Here is a 2,900-nt window from a genome sequence, read left to right on the forward strand (position 1 = left end):
CCTCGGCCCGGGCCCGGCGCAGGAGATCGAGCCCCGTCTCGCCCCCCAACCAGAAGTCGCACAGCACCACGTCGGCCCCCCGGTCCCGGAGGTGACCGAGGGCCTCCTCCACCGACCCGGCCTCCGCGAACCCGAGCTCCGGGTCCTGCTCCTCGAGGTTCGCCCGCAGGAGCAGCCGGTGGTCCGCCTGGTCGTCCACGAGGAGAAGGCGAAGGGGTGCAAGGCTCATGGGTCGATCCGCACGAGAAAGGGGCGAAACCCGAGGGCCTGGAGCTCCCCCAGGACCCGGTCGGCTTCCTCCCGGGTGGCGAAGGGGCCGACCCGCACCCGGTGGAACACGGCGTCCCCCCGGTCGAACCGCTCGGTCCAGGCCCGGCCCACCCGGCGGTCGAGTTGGGCCACGAGCCGGCGGGCGTTCGCGGCCACCGTGAACGCGCCCACCTGCCAGGCGAACGGCCCCGTCCGGTCCGTGACGCCGTCGAGGGCCTCCACCCGGACCCGGGCCACCCCGGCCTCGGCCATCCCCAGGTCCTGGGCCAGCCGGTACGAGAGGTCGATGATCCGGCCGTCCACGAAGGGGCCCCGGTCGTTGATGCGGGCCACGGCCGACCGGCCGTTCTCCAGGTTTGTCACCCGGACCCGGGTGCCCAGGGGGAGGGTGCGGTGGGCGGCCGTGGGCGCGTACATGTCGTAGATCTCCCCGCTCGCGGTGGGACGGCCGTGGAACCCCGGACCATACCACGAGGCCAGCCCTTCGGCCACATACCCCTGGGCCGTGGGGAGCGGCCGGTAGGTCCGGCCCTTGACCCGGTAGGTGCCGGGGGGCGGGGGGGCGGCGCACGCGGCCGCCAGCAGCAGCCCCGCCGCGAGGAGCCTACTCGCCGTGGAACCGGAACCCCACTTCCAGGGTGTCATCGGCCACCTCGTCGGGGATGGGGGGAAGCGGCTGGGCCCGCTCCAAGGCGGCCAGGGCCGCCCGGTCGAAGGCGTCGCTCCCGGAGGACTCCTCCACCACCAGGCGCTGGATCCGGCCCGCGCGGTCGATCACCACCGAGACGATCACGGAGAGGTCCCGGCCCTTGAGGCCGGGGGGGATGGCCCAGTGCTCGTTCACCCGGTCCCAAAGGCGGTTGTAGTAGGCCCGGAGCCGGACCTCCTCCAGGGCCGAACGCCGGCCCGAAAGCCCGGCCGCGCCCGAGCCCCCGGGCCCCTGGGCCGAGGCGGCGTCGAGCCGCTTGCGGATCGCCTCGATGGCCTGGCCCACCCGCCGTTCCCCCAGTTCCTCCGACGGGCCCGCTCGGCCCGAGGCCAGCGGATCGCCGTGCTTCGCCCGCAGGGAGGCGATGCGCTCCGCGATCTTTTGTTCGAGGGCTTCGGGGTTGGGCTCCGCCGCCGGGGCGGGGCGGGGCGCCGGCTCGGCGGGGGCCGCCCCGGCCGCCTTCGGGGGGGCCGGTTTCGCCGGGGATTTCGCCGCCGGTTTGGGCTTCGGCGCCGGCTTGGGCGGGGTTCTGGCCGCGGGCTTGGGGGCCGGCGCCTTGGGCTTCGGCTTTGGGGCGGATTTCGGTTTCGGGCGGGGGGCCGCGGGTCCGCCCCTCGCCCCTTTGGGCCCGGGCCGCTCCACGAGATTCACCACGTGGATCGGGGCGTAGAAGGTGCGTTCCACGGGCCGGATGTGGAACCGTCCGAAGGCCAGGAACAGGGCGGCGTGGAGCACGAGGGACACCCCCAGGGCCTTCCACACCCCTTGGTCCCGGCGGTCGCCGAACAGGCCGTGGTATCGGTGGATTCTCACGGCTCTCGCGGGGGTTCCGTGATCATGCCGAGCCGCTCGATGCCGGCCCGCTTGGCCTCGGCCATCACCCGCACGACCACCCCGTAGGGCACGTCCCGGTCGGCCCGGAGAAACGCCTCCTTCGCGCCCTTGCGGCGGTAGATGGCCTCCAGCTTCTCGGCCAGGGTCTCGAGCGGAACCGGGCTGTTCCCCAGGAACACCCGCCCCGACCGGTCCACCGAGATCACCATGAGGTCGGTCTGGGCGGGCAGTTCGGTGGCCACCACCTGGGGCAGGTTCACGTCCACCCCCTGCTGGATCATGGGGGCGGTGACCATGAAGATGATGAGCAGGACGAGCATCACGTCCACGAGCGGCGTGACGTTGATCTCGGCCAGGTGGGTGCGGGCGGTGCGGCCTCCGGGCGCGGGCGCGTTCACGGGGTCCCCCTCGCGGCCTGGTGGTGCGTCACGATGTTCAAAAATTCGCTCGAGAAGGCCTCCATCTCGGTGGCCAGCACCTTGATCGCGTTATTGAAATAGTTGTACGCCACCACCGCCGGGATCGCGGCCGCGAGCCCGGTGGCCGTGGCGATCAGCGCCTCGGAGATCCCCGGGGCCACCACGGCCAGGTTGGCCGTGCCCATGACCCCGATCTGGTGGAACGAGTCCATGATGCCCCAGACCGTGCCGAACAGCCCCACGAACGGCCCGGCGCTCGCCACGGTGGCGAGGAACACGAGCATCCGTTCGAGCCGGGTGATCTCGGCGTCGGCGACGAGCCGCAGGGTCCGCTGGATCGTCTCGAAGCGGCCGAGGTGGGGGGCCAGGTCTCCGGCCTCGTCGTGGGCGTCGTCCCGGTTGCGGGTTTTCCTCCATTCCCGGTACCCTGCCCGGAACATCTGGGCCAGGGGGCTTTCGGTGAGGTCCTGGGAGGCGGCGAGGATCGCCTCGAACCGGTTCCCGCCCCAGAAGATCTCCAGGAAGTCCCGGCTCTGGCGCGCCGCCTGGCGGATCACCCAGAACTTGTAGAGGATGATGCCCCAGCACAGGACCGAGGCGAGCACGAGCACGAGGAGAACGCCGCCCACCACGGGCCCGGAGCCGAAGGCCATGGCGAGGATGTTGGA

The 2,900-nt window shown here is 72.6% G+C and carries 5 protein-coding genes; all 5 read right to left on the reverse strand.

Features of this window, described 5'->3' with window-relative positions; genetic code table 11:
- On the reverse strand, positions 1-229 hold a 229-nt coding region (locus tag ACY0I8_RS17440), incomplete at its 3' end, for a response regulator (protein WP_461395761.1).
- Positions 226-915 (reverse strand): septal ring lytic transglycosylase RlpA family protein, encoded by a 690-nt coding sequence (locus tag ACY0I8_RS17445; protein WP_461395762.1) that lies wholly within the window; start codon positions 913-915, stop codon positions 226-228. The genes ACY0I8_RS17445 and ACY0I8_RS17440, both read right to left, overlap by 4 nt.
- A complete protein-coding gene (locus ACY0I8_RS17450; protein WP_461395763.1) occupies positions 875-1,792 on the reverse strand; it encodes an energy transducer TonB in 918 nt (305 codons plus the stop codon). Before ACY0I8_RS17450 ends, ACY0I8_RS17445 begins: the two co-directional genes overlap by 41 nt.
- The gene (gene tolR, locus ACY0I8_RS17455) at positions 1,789-2,211 is read right to left on the reverse strand and encodes an ExbD/TolR family protein (RefSeq protein WP_459941398.1); all 423 of its coding nucleotides are present in this window, start codon (positions 2,209-2,211) and stop codon (positions 1,789-1,791) included. The genes ACY0I8_RS17450 and tolR overlap by 4 nt, the downstream gene beginning before the upstream one ends.
- Positions 2,208-2,900: protein TolQ (tolQ, locus tag ACY0I8_RS17460; RefSeq protein WP_461395764.1), on the reverse strand; the 693-nt coding region annotated here is incomplete at its 5' end. The genes tolQ and tolR, both read right to left, overlap by 4 nt.

The sequence above is a fragment of the Deferrisoma sp. genome (genome assembly GCF_054681715.1).

Coding starts and splice junctions, on each gene's coding strand:
- ACY0I8_RS17445 (WP_461395762.1), bottom strand. CDS start 915: ATGACACCCTGGAAGTGGGGTTCCGGTTCCACGGCGAGTAGGCTCCTC.